The organism is Nostoc sp. KVJ3 (assembly GCF_026127265.1).
Lineage (GTDB): Bacteria > Cyanobacteriota > Cyanobacteriia > Cyanobacteriales > Nostocaceae > Nostoc.
The window spans coordinates 302,432-320,752 of record NZ_WWFG01000001.1 but is presented as its reverse complement, the minus strand read 5'-3'; the positions used below and the strand labels follow the sequence as shown (position 1 = coordinate 320,752).

The window sequence follows — 18,321 nt, the reverse complement described above, 5'->3', positions numbered from 1 at the left end:
ATAACATTGTAAGAAATACTGCATTTTAATTGTATTTAAATATTTATCTTAGATATATTTGGGGATCTTTATAAATGATTCATAATTCAAACTTATCAGGGTGATAATATATAACTAAGCTAAATTGTTGCTAGTTAACTTAGTACTCAAGTAACCCAAAATTAAATTACTAGGTGAAGGCGAGGAGTAGGGAGTGGGTAAAAGATTTTTTTGTTTTACCAAACTTTTGAATACCTAGAGAACTTATTTTGGTAAATTACTAGACTTTAGCTACTTGTATAGCATTTAAAAAATGGTGGGTAATGCCCGCCATTAAGTTTTCCAAGCATAAAATTGATTAGGGAATACTTAATAGTGTGACGTTTAAAGAATAATTATGAGTGAGTTAAACAGACAGGAACTGAGTAAAGAAACAATCCAATGGCTAATAGGAAAAAGCTATAGTCCTGGGGATTTGAATCAACCAGGGGAAAATGGCGATACAGCTTTGATGAAAGCTACAAGAGAAGGAGTTTATGCAGTCGTCAAAGAACTAATTGATGCAGGTGTGGATATCAATGCTCGAAATAGCGATCGCAACAATGCTTTGTGGTTTGCTTGTTTTGGTAATCACTACGATTTAATTAATTTACTACTGGCTGTCAATATTAACATTGATAACCAAAATGATAACGGTGCAACTGTTTTAATGTACGCAGCTTCAGCCGGAAAGACAGAAGTCGTCAAGTTACTTTTACAGCATCATCCTAACTTATATTTGAAAAATTTAGACGACTATAAAGCGATAGATTTCGCCAGCAATGTAGAAGTTTTAAGGATACTTAAAAATGCCATCAAGTCAGATATCAGGTAAAGCTTATCATGAAGCGACTAAACATTCTTACTTATCTGTACAACTCGATCCAAATTATGTAGATGCCTCAACACAACCATCTTCATATAAAGTTTATCCAAAATTTTATCGAAGAGTGAAATTAAATCTCAATAATCCTGTTCATTCTTTTATTTCATTAACCAGTGCGATAACTCTGGAGAAAATGTATAAAGATGGCCCTTATAAACTACGAGTGAATCCATCAGCAGGCGCTTTGTATCCTACAGAAGTTTACGTACAGGTTCGCAGTGTTGAGGGAATGGTAGATGGTATATATCATCTAGAAGTTGAGAATAATTGTCTAACTCTCATCTATGAATTAATTGATGATGGTTTAGAGAGTTATATTATACCGGGTAAATGTATCAACGGATTCATCTTTTTTATTAGTTGTGTTTATTATAGGTCTAGCTGGAAATATCAAAATAGAAGCATCAGATATTGCTTCTTAGATAGCGGACATCATTTAGGTGCAGTTGCAGCTTCAGCTTTTCTCCACAACCGAGATATACAACTAATTTTTGACTTTGATAAACTCACTCTCAATTCAGATTTGGGATTTGAGAATAAAGAGTTTATTACTGCTTGTGCGATGTCAGGAGAAATACAAGACAAAAAAATTAGACGCTTAAGGCTGAAAGTTCCTTTTGTTTCCGGTACTGATTATTTTGAATCCAATCAATTTATTGAAGATGCCTATCAAGCAACTACTCTACAAAAGAGTCGCCAGCAGAAATTAGAGTATTCTCAATTTGACTTTAACAAGGATAAATTTTATCAAGTTGTTTGGGATAGACGTTCTATTAGACGTTTCCGGAAAGAGTCTATTTCTCAAGAAGACTATTTATATATAGTGCAGCAACTTGAGAAGTCAATACCGACAGAAAACTATGAGGAAATAGAAATTTACTCAGTGGTGCATCGAGTAGAGGGAATGACACCTGGGTTATATAAAGGTACGTATCTGGTTAAAACGGGTAATTTTAGTGAGAAGACGGGTTACTTATGTATTAATCAGGCTATTGCTAAAGATAGCGCTGTAACTTTATTTTTTGTGTCAGATTATTTAAACTATCAAGCTGCTATGCAAATAGCTGGTTTTCTCGGACAAAGACTTTATTTAACTAGTAATTATTTGGGGATTCAGTGTAGTGGAATAGGTGCTTATTATGATGATGAAACCAAGGAATTATTAGAAACAAATAAAGATGTACTTTATGGAATGGTGATTGGAATATAAGCAGGAAGCTAGAGAGAGATGGCTAGAAATATGTATTACTTTAATAGTGATGACTCACATCCTATACAACCGACCTCGGCAGATATTATACTGCGACAGCAACTAGAGGATTCTATTAGTAGATACTTTTATGAAGCTTGCGATCGCACTATTCAAAATCTTCTATCTAATTGTCGGTGGTATGTTACAACCGATGCCAATGCTCTAACATTGGTAATTGAATGTCCCGATCAAGTTACTAATTGGCGTGTTCTGCAAAAAATTGTGCCAATGGGGACATTGCTACATGGAATTGTTAGCAGTGCTAAAATTCGTGTTTGTCCGCCAGAGAGTCAAGGTGTACCTTTTGAAATGAGGGTAGATGAACTTTCTGTTTATCGGGATTGGGCATAAGAAAATAGAGACGCGATTAATTACGTCTCTACAATAATTATGTTAACCAAGCTAATATTCTATATCTAACCACTTAACTTAGGGAATATGAAAATAGTTTAGCTTGGTTCTCAAACAACTAATATTATTTTGCAAAAATGGAATCCACACCATTTGTATTCCTAGAGTTTCTGCAAAAAAATTATGAATTGTTAGTCAATACTTTTCTTGACGTTATCTTTCACGTCTTCAATGCCATGACGGACTTCGCTTTCAGCTTGCTTTGCTTTGCCTTTAGCTTTATCTTCTGGATCTCCAGTGATATTTCCTAATGCTTCTTGGGCTTTACCTTCAACATTTTTAGCAGCTGCCTTTGCGCGATCTTCAATACTCATTTTGTACTCCTGATGTAATTAAATATCTTTTTCAAAGTTTGTTTATAACTTTGAAGTCTTTTGCTGTCACTTTTACACAGTAGCTTAAGATTTTTCCTCAAGCCCTCCACCACAAGGCATATTAAATAATTAAAAATTAAAAATTAAAAATTAAAAATCAAGAAAACCAATTGTAGTAAGCATCCTGACTGTTGTCTGAATATAAATTAAAGTATGAACAGTTTAATTACCTATGCTAAAAGACATAGAAAAAGTGCAAACATTGTAATTTCTATTTTTGACTCTTTAACTAAAAAACCCAGTTTCGTAGAGAAACTGGGTTAATAAATTTACGGGGATATTTTTGTCTAATCTAGAAAACCCATCAGGCTTTCAGAATTATCAATCTCATTTGATGCTATCGGACGATTACCAAATGTTGAATAACTTTCAGAAATTATCAATGCACTTGAGGCAATTGGACGAATCCCAGAGAGGTTGATACTTTCAACAACTTGGAATGTATTAGCACCAATTGGACGAATACCCATTGAGTTATAGGTTTCCACTACTTCCAAGGTACTGGTGCTAACGGGACGCACCCCAGCAATTGAGAGGTGTTCAGCAACTTCTAAGTCGCTAGCGCCTATGGGACGAATTCCAGAAATAGCAAGTGTCCCAGATGCTCCCACTGGCAGTTCACTAACTTCCTCGACTTTATCAGCATTCAAGCTCTGGTCTTGTTGATTTTCAACTTGCTCTGTACTTTCCCCTGGAGACTTGGCATTGTTTTGCCGAGAACCGATTGCTTTGCCAGCGCTACTAATAGCCATAAACGAACACCTCTGGTTTGTTAATTGAATTTTACAATAATTAAGGAAAGATGAAATTTTTTTCCATATACCTTAGAGTTTAACCTTAAAAAACCTCATATAGATATAAGAATCTTTAAAACAGATACATAAGTAAATTTAAAGCATTTATTTTTGTAAATAATTATTACTATTTATTTGGTCTAATAAGCCAGCTACAATGAATACAGGGCGGAATCGTCACCATGAGATAGGGTATTTCCAGCAAAACTGTATGACAGAATTTTGTCTTCAAGCTCCCTTTAGTCCCACAGGCGATCAACCACAAGCGATCGCACAATTAACTGCTAGTATCCAATCAGGCAACCGTTACCAAACTTTACTAGGAGCTACTGGAACTGGTAAGACATTTTCGGTAGCAGCAGTTATTGAGAAAATTGGCAAGCCTACTTTAGTTCTGGCGCATAATAAAACCCTGGCTGCACAGCTTTGTAACGAACTGCGAGATTTCTTTCCCAACAATGCAGTTGAGTATTTCGTTAGCTACTACGATTACTATCAGCCAGAAGCCTATATTCCCGTTACGGATACTTATATTGAAAAAACGGCGGCAATTAATGATGAAATAGATATGTTGCGGCATTCAGCGACGCGATCGCTGTTTGAACGCCGTGATGTCATTGTCGTTGCTTCCATCAGTTGCATCTACGGTTTAGGAATGCCATCAGAATATCTCAAAGCTGCCATCCCCCTTCAGATAGGTATGGAAGTAAATCAACGCCAAATTTTACGGGATTTAGCAAATGTTCAATACAGCCGCAACGACATCGAAATGGGGCGAGGCAAGTTTCGCGTCCGAGGTGATGTCTTAGAAATTGGCCCAGCTTATGAAGACCGAATTATTCGCGTAGAATTCTTTGGCGATGAAATTGACGCGATTCGCTATATCGATCCGGTGACAGGTGAAATTCTCAAAAGTTTGGAAGCGGTGAATGTTTACCCCGCACGTCACTTTGTCACGCCAGAAGAACGCTTAGAAGGAGCTTGTCATGACATTGCAGCCGAGTTAAAACAGCAAAAACTAGACTTAGAACAAGCTGGCAAATTATTAGAAGCGCAACGCATAGATCAACGTACACGCTATGACTTAGAAATGCTGCGCGAAGTAGGTTATTGCAACGGCGTTGAAAACTATTCCCGTCACTTAGCAGGAAGACAAGCTGGAGAATCACCAGAATGTTTAATTGATTATTTTCCCAAAGATTGGCTATTAGTTATCGATGAATCTCACGTGACAGTGCCACAAATTCGGGGGATGTATAACGGCGATCAAGCGAGAAAAAAAGTTTTAATTGAACATGGATTTCGGCTTCCTAGCGCTGCTGATAACCGTCCTTTGAAAGCAGAAGAATTTTGGCAAAAGGTGAATCAGTGTATTTTTGTTTCTGCAACTCCCGGAAATTGGGAAATAGAAGTTTCAGAAGACCATGTAATTGAGCAAGTTATTCGACCCACTGGGGTGGTCGATCCAGAAATTTCTGTGCGTCCTACAGAAGGACAAATTGATGATTTGTTAGGCGAAATTAAAGATAGAGCCGATCGCCATGAACGAGTATTAATTACCACATTAACCAAGCGCATGGCGGAAGATTTAACCGAATATTTGCAAGACCGCAGTATCAGGGTACGGTATTTACATTCCGAGATTACTTCTATTGAGCGCATTGAGATTTTGCAGAATTTGCGCGAGGGAAAATTTGATGTATTAGTTGGTGTGAACTTGCTGCGGGAAGGTTTAGATTTACCCGAAGTTTCCTTAGTAGCAATTATGGATGCAGATAAAGAAGGTTTCTTGCGAACCGAGCGTTCTTTAATTCAAACTATTGGTAGAGCCGCTCGTCACGTCCAAGGACAAGCGATTTTATATGCCGATAATATGACAGGTAGCATGATTAAAGCCATTGATGAAACAGACAGGCGGCGTGGGATTCAAACAGCACATAATCGACTGCATGGAATTATACCGCAACCGATTGTCAAAAAATCAAGTAATGCGATTTTGGCTTTTTTAGATGTATCTCGGCGGTTAAATGCCACTGACTTGAAAGTAGTCGATGAACATATAGATGAACTGCCATTAGAACAGATTCCAGGGTTGATTACTCTATTAGAAGCGCAGATGAAAGAAGCGGCGAAGAAACTGGAATTTGAAGAGGCGGGTAAATTGCGCGATCGCATTAAACATCTGCGGGATAAAATGTTGGGACGTTAACGTGAATCCACTGAGTCTTCAATTGGAGTGTGATTGAGGCGAAACTGATGACCGATTGTTAATTGTAAATATCACGGCGATGCCCAACTTGATGAATTGTAATGAGTTGTGCTTCAGTATCAAAGGAATAAATAACTCGGTAGTCCCCAATTCTGAGTTTGAACAAACCGCTTAAATCAGAACTCAAAGCTTGAGGGGTTAAGTCCTCAAAGTTCTCAGACAACCAGCAAACTTTACGCAGGATGCGCTCTTGAATAGTTGAGGTGAGAGTTTCAAACCCGATATTCGCCTCTGATTTAAATTCGATATTGTAGCTCATTACCAGGATAATCCCAAGTTTTTTGCTACTTCCTCAGCAGGGATTCCACGTTCTCCAGATTGAGTACGTTGTAGGGAGTCGAGTAGTTGCTGTTTCACTTCTGGCTTTATTTGTTTGCCTTCATCGGGATCGACCAATAGAGATTGAATCGTTTCGGCAACAGTTTCTTGAATCAGAAGCTTGAGTTCTTCGATGGTCATATCTTTGACTTGCATAGGGTAATGATGGTTAGTGAGAACTACTCTTACTGTTTTACCTCCTATTGTGACATGTTGCGGCGATCTCGACGGCATAACAAACCACTTGCACATCGCATTAAACATCTGCGGGATAAAATGCTAGGACGTTAACGTGAATCCTATGCTGACCAATATTCGCCTAATTAATGTTCAAGAATATCACCAAGAAGCGATAATGGGTAAGATGCCATTTACGTTATAAGAGTGTGGTAGCCATGACTGAGTTACTTGAGCGTGCGATCGCCCAACTGAAAACTCTACCTGTTGCTGAACAGGATGCGATCGCTACTCGTCTCCTTGCCGAGATGGAGGATGAGCGGGTATGGAAGGCTCAGTTTGAATCTACAACCGATGCTCAGTGGGATCGTCTAGCTGATATGGTAAGGCAAGAAATTACTGCTGGCGACATCACTCCTCTAGCTGACGTTTTTCCCTCTGAGCAATGAAGTCAAGTGTTACGAAGGTATTTCGCAAGAAACTTAATGAACTTCCTGCATCAGTTCAACAACAAGCTGCCAAAGCCTATACTCTTTGGGGTTCAGATCCTTACCACAATAGTCTTCAGTTCAAACGAGTTAGCCAGCGCCAACCAATCTATTCGGCTCGTATTAGTTTAGACTACCGCGTTCTTGGCTTGTTGCAGGATGATCACATTTACTGGTTCTGGATTGGCGCACATGCAGAGTATGACGAGTTGCTTCAGAGGTTGTAGCACCAGCAGCCTAACATAGTTGTGTTATTGTGCGCGGATTGGCAGGAAGCTAATATAAAGAAGCGAATGGAACACTCAAACGAAAACGAACAAATTCGAGACGTTTACGCACTTTTTGGTCTTGCTGTTTATCAAGCTCAATGTGTTGAATGCTAACTATTATTGGTTGCGGAAATCTCAATCGCAGTGACGACGCAGTAGGCGTAATCATTGCCCAACGCTTACAAAAATATCTAGCTGAAAACCCTTATCCTCATGTGCAGGTTTATGACTGTGGCACCGCAGGGATGGAAGTAATGTTTCAAGCTAGAGGTAGTAAACAATTAGTAATTATTGATGCAAGTTCAACAGGTTCTGAACCGGGTGCTGTGTTTAAAGTTCCAGGAAAAGAACTGGAAGCTTTACCAGAACCTAGTTATAACTTGCATGATTTTCGCTGGGATAATGCTTTAGCCGCCGGACGGAAAATCTTTCAAAATGACTTTCCCGAAGATGTCACAGTTTATTTAATTGAGGCTGCAAATCTTGCCTTGGGACTAGAATTAAGTCCTGCTATCAAACATTCTGCCGATTTAGTTTTTGAAGAAGTAGCTACACTCATCAGCCAAAATAAAGTTGTGCCCTTATGAAAGAAAAATGTGGTTCAAAGACTTGAATTCTGCTGTAAATTTAAAATCGATGAAATCGATGAAAATATACTATGAGCCTAACTCTTTATTTTCTCCGTCACGGACAAACAGAATGCAGTCGCAATAATTCCTTTTGTGGTTCCATAGACTCAGAACTTACCCCAGAAGGTTTGGAGATGGCAAAGGCTTTTGCAGACGCATATAGTTCTATGGATTGGACAGCAATATTTTGTAGTCCAATGCGGCGAACTGTATTGACAGCAAAACCCTTATGTGCAGCAATCAATATAGAACCACAACTTAGAGATGGTTTAAAGGAAATAAACTATGGTAAATGGGAAGGAAAAACCCCAGAAGTAATTAGTAGTGAATATCACGATGATTATATTCGCTGGTCAGCAGACCCAGCTTGGAATGCTCCAACTGGCGGAGAAATGGCTGTTACAATTGCTTCTCGCGCCTTGCAGGTAATTGAAGAAATCAAGCAAAATTACACGAGTGGTAATGTTTTAGTTGTTTCACACAAGGCAACCATCAGAATTCTTCTGTGTAGTTTCTTGGGGATTGATGTGGGACGCTTCCGTTTTCGTTTGGGCTGCCCTGTGGCTTCGGTCAGTATTGTAGAATTTACCTCACATGGGCCGTTGTTAAAGGTTTTGGCAGACCGTAATCATTTAGATAAGCGGTTGCGTAATTTACCGGGGACGTGAGGGGAGACGCGAAAAATATTTGTCTGTACAGGAGTTAGGAGTTATTATTTTTCCCTTGTTCTTCCTAACTTTCTGGCTCAGTGTATTTCGCGAACAGCAGTGTTGGGAAGATACGAGTTTGAAAATTCTACGTGAAAGAGGTGTTCATACAGGCTTAACAGACTACATCCAAGAAATTGAGCAACACTTGACTCCAATTATTTTGTCTTAGTAAAAAATTTAGATAATTAGGAGTGCGATCGCATCCCTCCCATAAGGTGCATTTTTGCAAAAAGCCAGAGCTATTTTACTCAAAAACAACGCTGCGATAAATTTCTGCCATCGCCAATTCAATACTAACTGAATCCAAAGAAATAGAACGCTCCAAGCCGCTAAATTCACTGAGCAACCAACCTTGAGCCTGTTTACTATAGCGTTCCACAAAAGGTTCATCTTGCTCGACTAATAAATACTCGCTAAAACTTCCAATTGAGCGATACATCCGAAATTTACTGAGTCGGTCGTAATCTGTGGTGGAAGGAGATAGAACTTCAACAATCAGCGTGGGATTCAAGACTTCATCTAAACGATCGCCATTTAGTTGCGGTTCGCCGTCAAAAATCATTACGTCTGGATATACCCCACGTCGATATTCGGGAATCCACAGCCGTAAATCACTGTTAATTGGCTCGAATTGAGTATCGCGCATCACAGTACTAAAATAGGTGAGAATGTTCCGACCGATGCGGCTATGTTTGAGCGTTCCTCCGGCCATAGGTACAATTTCTCCATCTCGATATTCGCTGCGTCCTTCGGCTTTTTCTTCGATCGCGCGATATTCATCCAAGCTGTAGCGGCGCGAGATAGTAGAAATCATAGGTGGTAAGCGATCGCATTAGCTATAAGACAACAAAACTATTTTGTCACAGATTTGGTTGTGAGGTGATGTCATATCTGTGTCAAAAACAGTCAGAATACATGAGTTGGTATAAAATCAGCCGAAACAAAGATGCTAAAAACAACAAACATCGAAATTAATACTACAAAAGTCAAAGTACCCAACAATGGCTTAGAAATTGATGCTTACTTAGCTCAACCAGCACAAAATGGAACCTTTGGGGCGGTTATCGTTTTTCCAGAAATTTTTGGAATCAATCGTAATATTCGAGATATTACTGAACTAATAGCCAAACAAGGATATGTAGCAATAGCTCCGGCTATGTATCAACGTATTGCTCCCGGTTTTGAGGCTGACTTTAGTCCAGAAGATGCTGGCTTTAGCCCAGAATCATATCGGCTGGGTTTGGAATATTATCAACAAGTTAAGTATCACGAAATTTTAAGCGATATTCAAGCTGCTATTACTTACCTCAAAACTTTACCCAATGTTAAAGATAATGGAATCGGGGTCATTGGTTTCTGTTTCGGTGGTCATGTTGCTTATATAGCTGCAACTTTACCAGATATCAAAGCAACAGCTTCGTTTTACGGTGCTGGAATTACTACTTCTAGTTATGGCGAAGACACCCCAACAATCAATCGTACCTCGGAAATTAAAGGTACTATTTATGCGTTTTTTGGTACAAGAGATGCATTCATTTCGCAAGAGGAAGCCGAGCAAATCGAGGCAGAATTAAGTAAGTATAACATAAATCATTGTGTATTTAGATACGATGCAGGACACGGTTTCTTCGCCGGATTCTTCAAAGACCAATATCCATTCATAACCCAGAACCCAAGTTATAATCCCGAAGCGGCTCCTGATGCTTGGCAAAATGTTCTAGAACTTTTTCAAAATAACTTATGAAGTTATTTTTTGATCCAATACGGTTCAGTTAAATCCCAAAATATTTGTAGAGACGTTGTATTACAACGCCTCTACGAACCTAAAATTAATACTACAAAGCCTTAACCAAATTGGATTATTTTTTGATCACCAAAGTTTTGGCTATCTTATCGTGTAGTCCCTGTTTGTTTTTAGTAAACAATGGCATGATAAAACCTATCAGCAAAATTAAGGCAGAAATGCTTTTACTCCAAAATCTCACATTGGCTTGATGAAATGTTAAACGATGTTCAAATGAATTAGTTACAGCTATGCCTAAAGCCATTTTCCCTGGAGTTGCTTGTTTTTCAGAACTCTCAAACCAACTATAATATAACCATTTGCTAATTAAAGCAAATGTAGCTATTGTCAGAATAAATCTATTTTCCTCAGACTGAAAGCCAGATGACAAATTTCCTACAATGATTAAAAACTCTCCATAGATTCCTCCTATGGTAATAAATGAAGCACACACCAAGCTAAATCCAAAAACACCATATTCGTTAATAGTATTTGATGGCAATACATTAAAAATACTTAAAATTATCTTCCAAATTAAAGCTACAACAATTGTTAAAATCACTATATCTATGCAATGAGCAATTAAACGTCTCCCAAATCCGGCATATTGAATCTGAGATATTTGCTGATTATTGCTACTATTTTTATAAGTCTTTGGGGTTTGAGAAGATTGTTTAGAATTACTAGCAGAAGCATCAATTACTGCAATACAATCTAATATTTCTTGTGTCTCTTTAGGTCTATTCCCTGGAAAAGGAGCCATCAGGTAATCAATAAAATCTAGCAAACCTTTGGAAATTATTGTGGCACTATCTCGCCAAATTAATTGCCCAGTCCGAGAATCTTCATTAAAAAAATCCGGGGTTTTCCCAGTTAATAAGTAAACAAAAGTTCGCCCCAAAGCAAAAAAATCTGATTGTGGTACAGCTTTACCATTCATTTGCTCTGGTGGCGTATAGCCTGTAGAAATAATGCCTGTAACTTGTTGTCCTGCTACTTTTTGCATGAAAGTTTGCGTTACTTCCCGTGCTGTACCAAAGTCAATCAACGCCAATTGTCCATCAGGTCTGAGCATAATATTTGGCGGCTTGATATCACGATGGAAATACTGCTGTTGATGAACTTGGTGCAAAATTTCTGCTAACTGTTTCAACCATCGCACTGCTGCGCGTTCGCCGATGGGTTCGTTGTCACGATGGGTCAAATATTCTTCCAAATTCATCCCCTCAATTTTTTCCATCACCAGACAGTGCAGAGGTACTTGGCTATTTCTGAGTGAATAGATAAAGTAACCATCTGATTGGACTTTGGGAATACCGGGATGGTTGAGTCGTTTTAAAACTGCTGCTTCTTGTTGAAACAATTCAACAGCTTTGGGATGGAGATTAAACAAAACTTTGAGGACTTTCGTTGTACCCGAATCATCCACTTCATAGGTTTTACCAAAGCCACCACTACCCATTGGTCGAATGACTCGATAACACCCCTCTAAAAGCAATTCAGAGCCACAACTTAGACAAAATAGGGGTTGTCTGGTGTTTTGCGGCTGCGGACAATTGGGATTAATACAGTAGCTCATGAATAGCTACGGGATAATTATTACTAATGGTATACTAAATATACCACCATTATTGCGTAACAATCGCTAAATAAAGTAAATCTTAATTTTATTGCGATCGCTCAAAAGCTAAACTTCACCTCTGCGCTCTCAATCTCACAGTAAAATCAAAGAGTCTGTGAGAGCGATCGCTTTTCTTTCCAATTCACAAAATTTTGAGTAATAATGGATACCAACGATTCCTAAACTAGAACTCAATACAGTTCGGTTAAAGATTTAAGGATTTTTGCTATTCATTTTTGGTCTGTAGAGACGTGTTAATACTAGCAATTTGATAACATTAACAAAGTGGGCGATGTTTACGACAGCCTACGCCCTCTTCAGCAGAGAGAACAAAAACACTATGGCAAAGCGTAAAAAAAGCAATCTCCAGTGGATAAAAGAAACGCTTGAACTAAAACCTGACCATCGTTGGGAATCTCCATCAGGCTACAAAATATTTGTAGCAGATCGAGGCGCTGTTCGCTTCAACGTTCCCCAAGATTGGGTTCTTGAGCCACAAGAAAAATCCTTCAAGTTCCTCGATAAAAAACCGCCTAACGAAGATTGCTGTCTAGAAGTGTCCTTTAATCGCCTACCCCCCAATGACTGGAGCCAGTTTCCATTAAAATCTACTTTGAAAAAAATTATGGATGACGATAGTCGTAACGTCATTGCTAAGGGAGAAGTTATTACCATCAAGCGCCAAACTGCCAGAATTGTCTGGACAGAGATTAAGTTTATTGACACTCAAGAAGAACCACGGGAAGCTTTTTCACGGACTTGCATTGGTTTGGGGTCAAATGTTCAGTGCTTGATTACATTCGATTATTGGGTAGATCAAGCAGAACAATTAATACCCGTTTGGGATGAAGCGATGCGTAGTCTCACTTTAGGATTATATATCCGTGACCCCATGACTGGTCTAGCTTTCCCAGACTGAGTCACAAGGTAGCGGGGATAATTGATGTAGGCAATAACAGGTGAGCCGTATCCATTGCAGACATTGCATTTGAGGTAATTGTTTTTTGTGGAGTTGGGGCAAATTAATAATATTCCTACTTTGGCGCTGACATTAAATATTACTTAAGTAATGCTTAAAGTAGTTACTTTTATCACTATTTCATAGCTGTTTTAACTCTTATGCTTATAAACATGAGACATCAAACAGATTAAAGTTTACTGAACTTTAATCATGCAATTTACCAAAGGAGATTTAGTGATGAATATCAAACAAATTCTTGCTGGCATAGCGCTTCTTTTACCATTTGCTGTTACTTCTATTCCTTCACAAGCATCAGCATTACAAGTTATTGTGAAGCCCCACGCTATTAATAGACCCGCTCAAATAATAGCAAATAAACCACCGCAAATTAGGCGTTATGCACCACCAGTCAAAAAGAAAGTGTTGGTTCCTGCACATTGGGAAAAAACAAATCATGGTCGCAAGTGGGTTGCGGCTCATTATATATACAAGTAAAAACTTCTTATCATCTCCCTACTAAATGAAGTAGGAAGAGTGCCAAATACAAGGCAAATAAAAACTTTTTACTCAACATTTGAGAGATACTCATGAAATTGGCATCATTGACAAATGTTTTAGTTGCAGGTGGAATTGCCCTCAGCGCCACTGCAACTATCAATCAGCCAAGTCAAGCTGAAAGTAGGCGAGGATTTTATTGTGACACTTCAGGAAACAAACCCGTGACGGTGTACACAAATCCTAGAGGTGTTAGTGAGCCTTGGATTCGCTGGACTTCCAATTACTTCAGAGATGCTGGCTACAATAAACTAACGCGCTGTCAAGACGTAAGTCAACGTTTGGAAAATTACCGCCGCAACAGAGACTTGAGATTTATTACTGTCGGCAAAATGAACGGACAAAATGTGATTTGCACCGCAAATCAAGTCAATGGACGCTGCGAAAAGTTGATATTGACTCTCAAACCCAATGAAGATGGGGTACAAGCGCTAAATAATCTCTTGGCTTGGCGGCAACCTTTAAGTAAAAGTAATAGAGCGCCTTACGTTGATTTGAGGGATCATCTAGGGATTCCCAAAGAATAAATGACAGCTATTTACCTGTGCTAGATTTGAAGCGGGATAGTAATAAAGTTACAAAGCTATAGTTTAGGTTCCATAAGCTTAACTGGTGCGCTAATCTCTGATACAAGCGTATAGCGCCGAGTACTTTAAACTATATCGCTTGATTAGCTCAGTTGGCAGAGCAATCGACTCATAATCGATGCGTCACAGGTTCGACTCCTGTATCAAACCCCAGGAAGTTAGCTCAATTGGTTAGAGCAATCGACTCATAATCGATGTGTTGTAGGTTCGATTCCTATACTTTCACCCAACCCTGTCTGGGCTAAAAGACAATACCCTTCCAAGGTAGCCAATATGGTACGGATCTTAACAGATTCGAGACCCCTCATTTTCTCAACTCTGCGGTGTAAGTGTTCTGCTGTCGGTCATTACTCGTAAGGGTGATGTTCGGTAGCCTCAGTCAAGGAGTAAGCGCAACTGCATTTTTCCCTTAACTTGAGTATATCCCTTCGTTTGCTACATCTAGTTTTCCTTCGGGGATTCTAGATTAGTAAATTGAACGGCATATTTGAGCGCGGTTCTATAAAAGTTTGACATTGAGTCGAGGCAAGTTCAAAAATCTTTGTAGGTTGCGTTTGCGACTGCCATATTGAATCGGTTGGGGAAAGACGCTAGCTAAAACGGAGAGTTTGACCTGACGATGAACTTGTAGCAATAACAACAGAAGCTGTATGGTTAGATACTGGCTTCCATTCAGATGGGCACGCAGGGTTTTTTGGTAAGATTCAGGAAACATATTTTTTCCAGGGAGCCACAAAAATGCTCCCTATTTTTTGTCTTCACTATCTTCTCAAAGTTTTGTCCTGCATAGCTTAGAGTTGCCTTGTCACCCTCTAAGGAATATTTTGAGTATTTTAACTAATAAATTCTTTGATTATCTGAGAAATTTTGAGTGAGCCAGTTTTCTATTATCGGAAACCAAATTCTCTGGATATTAAGTATTGGGAGTGATAAGAATCTTTGAATTTTCTTGCGTCTGCTTTCAAATAATATTGGTACAGGTAAAGCATTAGCTATTTTTTCTAGACTAACTTGCTTTTTTATCTTGTAGGACATTAATCAGCAGATTTAAAAACAACAATTCGGACTCTGAGAGTTGATTTTCTAAGTTAGTTTGATACAATGGAGGTAACATTCTCAATAGATAAGTATTCTTGACAATTATTGACCTATCTTTTTTTACCATAATTCAGTCAAACTTTTGCAGCACTTGGAATATGAGGTGCGTGTCGCCCCTTCAGGTATATGGATAAATAATTTCTAATGCTACAAATTTCTAATCTTGACGTTTACTACGGCGAAAGTCACATTCTCCGCAATGTAGATTTAAGCGTACCATCTGGGCAAATGATTTGCCTGATTGGACGCAATGGTGTAGGAAAATCTACATTACTCAAAACAATTATAGGTTTACTTAAACCCCGTAGCGGTACAATTAACTTAGCTGGAGAATTAATTAACTCGAAATCTCCAGACCAAAGGGCAAAGTTGGGAATTGGTTATGTTCCCCAAGGAAGAGAAATTATCCCCCGATTGACAGTAAAAGAAAATTTGCTGCTGGGGTTGGAGGCTAGACGCAAACCAGTAAAAAAAGCAGAAATTCCAGAGGAAGTTTTTAGCCTATTCCCGGTGTTAAAAACCATGCTTTCGCGGATGGGTGGTGATTTGAGTGGAGGACAGCAGCAACAATTAGCGATCGCTCGTGCTTTAATGGGAGAACCTCAATTACTTGTCTTAGATGAACCCACTGAAGGTATTCAACCCTCCATCATCCTCGAAATTGAAGCCGCAGTCCGTCGCATTGTCGAAACCACAGGCATTTCGGTTTTATTGGTAGAGCAACATTTACATTTTGTCCGTCAAGCAGATTACTATTACGCTATGCAAAAAGGCGGTATTGTCGCCTCTGGTTCCACAACCGAACTTAGCCAAGATGTGATTCAACGCTTCTTAGCTGTTTAATTTGGGAGATGTCTATATCAATTGTGCCATCAGCAATCAAGTCTGCTGCTTCTTCTAAAAGCTGATTTTGTTCCTTTTGAATTGCTTCTAAGCGATGAGAAATTTCTCCTAATCGCTGTTTTTTGTTTGGTTGAAAATTTTCAGGTGGCAAAGCTAGCAGATTATTAGTTGTTTTAGTAGCCGTAATTTGTTGAACAGCAAAACTACCAACTTTAGTTAAGGAGAAAAAACTAACTTTAATCAAAGCCTGAACAAATTTTAACGGAACTTGGAGTATTGACCAACTGGCTGTTTCAATCAAGCGAACGATTGCTTTGATGATGCTCCAAAGTAGAGCGATCGCAAATAGCAAAACCACTATACTAATAATTGGGTGGTTAGTCGCCCAACCGAGTATTTGCACTAACCGAAAAAACATTGGGTGTTGTGTCAGCCAATCACTTACAGAAGATGCCATTACATCTTTAACTGCTCCTGATGTTGTACTTTTAAATTTCTCAGCAGTTTGCCAAGTTTTCTCTAAGCTTGTCGTAACTGTATCAATTGCTTTATCAGTCGTTGTAGTTGCTGTTGCCTTTAAAGATTCCCCAACTTGCTGTGCTGAGTTATTTAAAGAGTTAACATTTTCACTAACAAAATCTTTGACATTTTGTAAGCGTTGTAAAACTCCGTTAGGCAAATGTATGTCTATTTGGGATTCCATAAAACATTTTACCGAGGTTGAAATCTCTCTAACTCGAAGCACTAGTATAAAACCGCAACGCAAATCGCCAAAACCAAGTAGAAGTAAAAAACAAGGCTATTGCTAATATTGCCGCACCGATAAACCAACTAATTTCACTACGGCCCAGCAATGCCTCTGCTGGTATTGTAGTTAAAAAAGCTACTGGCATCACAAAGGTGAAGAAAAAGCGGTAAGCAGTGGGATATGCAGCAATAGGATATCGTCCAGCTTCCAACAAGCCACGCAGCACCTCGGTAGCATTGTATACTTTAACAAACCAAATACTCGTCGCTCCCAGCATAAACCACAGGCTGTACAAAATCACCAAACTGAACAATAACGGCAGCACACCAAGTAAATAGCCGTTTATCCCGACACCAAGGCGTTTACCTGCATAGCCAACGATAATACTACCAAAAATTAGATCCGGCAGTCCCCAAGGCGAAAGGGTATGAGTGGAAAGCCAAAACTGACTGGGGATAGGTTTTAATAATATAAAGTCCAAAGTGCCTTCTTGGACATGGCGGACAATGCGATTCAAGTTTGACGCTAGAAAAGTAGCAGAAAATCCTTGTAGTAAGGTAAAAATTCCGAGAACTACTAAAGCTGCTTCCCATGACCAGCCACTAAAAGTATAGCCAGTGCGGTAAAACAAGAATAGTCCAAAAAGGCTACCTGCAAGATTTCCCAAGCTGGTGAGGGTAGCGATGAAAAAGTTAACACGATATTCTAACTCAGCTGCGATCGCAGCACCCCAAAATAGTCTTAATACTTTCAAATATTTCTGCATTTTCCACCCAGTAACTTAAAATGTACCATCTGTCACGATATTTCTTAAAAATACATAATAACTTTACGTAAATTTAATATTACTTTTTATTCAGGAAAATTGCTAAACGTTAAGATGTTGTGGATCTATTGTTGAAAGCTAAAAAATTCTATGCATTTAAATTTACCAGACCTAATTACAAAAATTGGCTATTTTGGGGTATGGGCAATTATCTTTGCGGAATCTGGCTTGCTAATTGGTTTTTTTCTGCCAGGAGATAGTTTGCTATTTACTGCTGGATTTCTCGCATCTGTTCCCGAACCAGTGTTTAACATTTGGGTTCTAATTTTTGGTGCTTTTGTTTGTGCAGTCCTTGGTGATAATGTTGGCTACGCTACAGGACACAAATTTGGCAGAAAACTTTTTCAGAAAGAAGATTCATGGTTGTTTCAGAAAAAACACTTGGTAAAAACTCAAGATTTTTATCATAAGCATGGCAAAAAAACGCTAGTTTTGGCGAGGTTTACACCAATTATTCGGACTTTTGCCCCAATTGTAGCTGGACTTGGTGCCATGCATTACCGAACATTTATGTCTTATAACTTAATCGGTGGCTTTCTTTGGACATTTGGCATTACCCTATTAGGATTTTTCTTAGGAAAATCTCTGCCACCTGAACAGGTAGATAAGTATTTATTACCAATTATTGGATTAATTATATTTATTTCTTTAGTGCCGTCGATTATTCATGTAATCCAAGAAAATAGAGCAAATAAAAGTTAAAC

At 38.8% G+C, this 18,321-nt stretch carries 23 protein-coding genes, 2 tRNA genes and 2 pseudogenes; 17 read left to right on the top strand and 10 right to left on the bottom strand.

What is annotated here, in order from left to right:
- The first annotated feature begins 376 nt into the window (after nt 1-376).
- Genes GTQ43_RS01380 through GTQ43_RS01370 form a run of 3 tightly spaced genes read left to right on the top strand, consistent with a single transcriptional unit; the run spans nt 377 to nt 2,507 of the window.
- Nucleotides 377-853, top strand: a complete 477-nt coding sequence (locus GTQ43_RS01380; RefSeq protein ID WP_265270006.1) for an ankyrin repeat domain-containing protein — start codon at nt 377-379, stop codon at nt 851-853.
- Nucleotides 828-2,114 (top strand): nitroreductase family protein, encoded by a 1,287-nt coding sequence (locus tag GTQ43_RS01375; protein WP_265270004.1) that lies wholly within the window; start codon nt 828-830, stop codon nt 2,112-2,114. The genes GTQ43_RS01380 and GTQ43_RS01375 overlap by 26 nt, the downstream gene beginning before the upstream one ends.
- Nucleotides 2,115-2,132: 18 nt before the next feature.
- Nucleotides 2,133-2,507, top strand: coding sequence for a hypothetical protein (locus tag GTQ43_RS01370; protein ID WP_265270002.1), 375 nt, complete (start codon nt 2,133-2,135; stop codon nt 2,505-2,507).
- A 191-nt stretch (nt 2,508-2,698) separates the two neighbouring features.
- Here GTQ43_RS01370 and GTQ43_RS01365 read toward each other — a convergent pair whose 3' ends face one another.
- Nucleotides 2,699-2,881 (bottom strand): CsbD family protein, encoded by a 183-nt coding sequence (locus GTQ43_RS01365; protein WP_265270000.1) that lies wholly within the window; start codon nt 2,879-2,881, stop codon nt 2,699-2,701.
- Between the two features lie 347 nt (nt 2,882-3,228).
- Nucleotides 3,229-3,693: a hypothetical protein gene (locus tag GTQ43_RS01360; RefSeq protein WP_265269999.1), complete on the bottom strand. Its 465-nt coding sequence runs from the start codon at nt 3,691-3,693 to the stop codon at nt 3,229-3,231.
- A 253-nt stretch (nt 3,694-3,946) separates the two neighbouring features.
- Between GTQ43_RS01360 and uvrB the strand changes: the two genes are divergently transcribed.
- A complete protein-coding gene (uvrB, locus tag GTQ43_RS01355; RefSeq protein WP_265269997.1) occupies nt 3,947-5,944 on the top strand; it encodes an excinuclease ABC subunit UvrB in 1,998 nt (665 codons plus the stop codon).
- Nucleotides 5,945-6,002: 58 nt separating this feature from the next.
- Here the strand turns inward: uvrB and GTQ43_RS01350 are convergent, their stop codons facing one another.
- Both GTQ43_RS01350 and GTQ43_RS01345 read right to left on the bottom strand, forming a co-directional pair.
- On the bottom strand, nt 6,003-6,263 hold the full coding sequence (locus GTQ43_RS01350) for a type II toxin-antitoxin system RelE family toxin (protein ID WP_265269995.1): 261 nt from the start codon (nt 6,261-6,263) through the stop codon (nt 6,003-6,005).
- A complete protein-coding gene (locus GTQ43_RS01345; protein ID WP_265269994.1) occupies nt 6,263-6,556 on the bottom strand; it encodes a hypothetical protein in 294 nt (97 codons plus the stop codon). Before GTQ43_RS01345 ends, GTQ43_RS01350 begins: the two co-directional genes overlap by 1 nt.
- 161 nt (nt 6,557-6,717) lie before the next feature.
- Between GTQ43_RS01345 and GTQ43_RS01340 the strand changes: the two genes are divergently transcribed.
- The 5 genes from GTQ43_RS01340 (at nt 6,718) to GTQ43_RS01320 (ending at nt 8,764) form a co-directional block, all read left to right on the top strand.
- Nucleotides 6,718-6,948 carry a hypothetical protein gene (locus GTQ43_RS01340; RefSeq protein WP_265269992.1) on the top strand — a complete coding sequence of 77 codons (231 nt, stop codon included), beginning with the start codon at nt 6,718-6,720 and terminating at the stop codon, nt 6,946-6,948.
- Nucleotides 6,945-7,214, top strand: coding sequence for a hypothetical protein (locus GTQ43_RS01335; RefSeq protein WP_265269990.1), 270 nt, complete (start codon nt 6,945-6,947; stop codon nt 7,212-7,214). The genes GTQ43_RS01340 and GTQ43_RS01335 overlap by 4 nt, the downstream gene beginning before the upstream one ends.
- Nucleotides 7,215-7,363: 149 nt before the next feature.
- Nucleotides 7,364-7,843: a hydrogenase maturation protease gene (locus GTQ43_RS01330; RefSeq protein ID WP_265269988.1), complete on the top strand. Its 480-nt coding sequence runs from the start codon at nt 7,364-7,366 to the stop codon at nt 7,841-7,843.
- Between the two features lie 71 nt (nt 7,844-7,914).
- A complete protein-coding gene (locus tag GTQ43_RS01325) occupies nt 7,915-8,553 on the top strand; it encodes a histidine phosphatase family protein (RefSeq protein ID WP_265269987.1) in 639 nt (212 codons plus the stop codon).
- A 19-nt stretch (nt 8,554-8,572) separates the two neighbouring features.
- Complete coding sequence (locus tag GTQ43_RS01320) at nt 8,573-8,764, top strand: hypothetical protein (RefSeq protein ID WP_265269985.1); 192 nt, start codon at nt 8,573-8,575, stop codon at nt 8,762-8,764.
- A 75-nt stretch (nt 8,765-8,839) separates the two neighbouring features.
- Here GTQ43_RS01320 and GTQ43_RS01315 read toward each other — a convergent pair whose 3' ends face one another.
- Nucleotides 8,840-9,409: a Uma2 family endonuclease gene (locus tag GTQ43_RS01315; protein WP_265269983.1), complete on the bottom strand. Its 570-nt coding sequence runs from the start codon at nt 9,407-9,409 to the stop codon at nt 8,840-8,842.
- Nucleotides 9,410-9,541: 132 nt separating this feature from the next.
- Between GTQ43_RS01315 and GTQ43_RS01310 the strand changes: the two genes are divergently transcribed.
- Nucleotides 9,542-10,339, top strand: a complete 798-nt coding sequence (locus tag GTQ43_RS01310) for a dienelactone hydrolase family protein (protein ID WP_265269981.1) — start codon at nt 9,542-9,544, stop codon at nt 10,337-10,339.
- A gap of 115 nt (nt 10,340-10,454) precedes the next feature.
- Here the strand turns inward: GTQ43_RS01310 and GTQ43_RS01305 are convergent, their stop codons facing one another.
- Nucleotides 10,455-11,957: a protein kinase domain-containing protein gene (locus GTQ43_RS01305; RefSeq protein ID WP_265269979.1), complete on the bottom strand. Its 1,503-nt coding sequence runs from the start codon at nt 11,955-11,957 to the stop codon at nt 10,455-10,457.
- Nucleotides 11,958-12,339: 382 nt separating this feature from the next.
- Here GTQ43_RS01305 and GTQ43_RS01300 point away from each other — a divergent pair, with 382 nt between their 5' ends.
- From GTQ43_RS01300 to GTQ43_RS01280, 5 genes are all read left to right on the top strand, one after another.
- The gene (locus tag GTQ43_RS01300) at nt 12,340-12,918 is read left to right on the top strand and encodes a hypothetical protein (RefSeq protein WP_265269977.1); all 579 of its coding nucleotides are present in this window, start codon (nt 12,340-12,342) and stop codon (nt 12,916-12,918) included.
- 252 nt (nt 12,919-13,170) lie between these two features.
- Nucleotides 13,171-13,455 carry a hypothetical protein gene (locus GTQ43_RS01295; protein ID WP_265269975.1) on the top strand — a complete coding sequence of 95 codons (285 nt, stop codon included), beginning with the start codon at nt 13,171-13,173 and terminating at the stop codon, nt 13,453-13,455.
- A gap of 92 nt (nt 13,456-13,547) precedes the next feature.
- Nucleotides 13,548-14,042, top strand: a complete 495-nt coding sequence (locus GTQ43_RS01290) for a COP23 domain-containing protein (RefSeq protein ID WP_265269972.1) — start codon at nt 13,548-13,550, stop codon at nt 14,040-14,042.
- 137 nt (nt 14,043-14,179) lie between these two features.
- Nucleotides 14,180-14,255: transfer RNA gene (locus tag GTQ43_RS01285), tRNA-Met, on the top strand.
- Nucleotides 14,255-14,331 (top strand) — tRNA-Met (locus tag GTQ43_RS01280). Before GTQ43_RS01285 ends, GTQ43_RS01280 begins: the two co-directional genes overlap by 1 nt.
- A 273-nt stretch (nt 14,332-14,604) precedes the next feature.
- On the opposite strand, the pseudogene GTQ43_RS01275 reads toward GTQ43_RS01280, so the two are convergent.
- Together GTQ43_RS01275 and GTQ43_RS01270 are read right to left on the bottom strand one after the other, a co-directional pair.
- Nucleotides 14,605-14,817: pseudogene (locus GTQ43_RS01275) on the bottom strand (IS4 family transposase); the annotation flags it as partial.
- Between the two features lie 125 nt (nt 14,818-14,942).
- Nucleotides 14,943-15,216, bottom strand: a pseudogene (locus GTQ43_RS01270) (IS4 family transposase); the annotation flags it as partial.
- A gap of 128 nt (nt 15,217-15,344) precedes the next feature.
- On the opposite strand from GTQ43_RS01270, the gene urtE reads away from it, so the two are divergent.
- Nucleotides 15,345-16,043 carry an urea ABC transporter ATP-binding subunit UrtE gene (gene urtE / locus GTQ43_RS01265; RefSeq protein WP_265269970.1) on the top strand — a complete coding sequence of 233 codons (699 nt, stop codon included), beginning with the start codon at nt 15,345-15,347 and terminating at the stop codon, nt 16,041-16,043.
- Here the strand turns inward: urtE and GTQ43_RS01260 are convergent.
- The gene (locus tag GTQ43_RS01260) at nt 16,006-16,746 is read right to left on the bottom strand and encodes a hypothetical protein (RefSeq protein ID WP_265269968.1); all 741 of its coding nucleotides are present in this window, start codon (nt 16,744-16,746) and stop codon (nt 16,006-16,008) included. The two genes, urtE and GTQ43_RS01260, sit on opposite strands and share 38 nt — an antisense overlap.
- 28 nt (nt 16,747-16,774) lie before the next feature.
- On the bottom strand, nt 16,775-17,557 hold the full coding sequence (locus GTQ43_RS01255) for an ABC transporter permease (protein WP_265269966.1): 783 nt from the start codon (nt 17,555-17,557) through the stop codon (nt 16,775-16,777).
- A gap of 150 nt (nt 17,558-17,707) precedes the next feature.
- On the opposite strand from GTQ43_RS01255, the gene GTQ43_RS01250 reads away from it, so the two are divergent.
- Entirely contained in the window at nt 17,708-18,319 is a 612-nt protein-coding gene (locus GTQ43_RS01250; protein WP_265269964.1) for a DedA family protein, read from the top strand.
- The last annotated feature ends 2 nt before the right edge of the window (nt 18,320-18,321 follow it).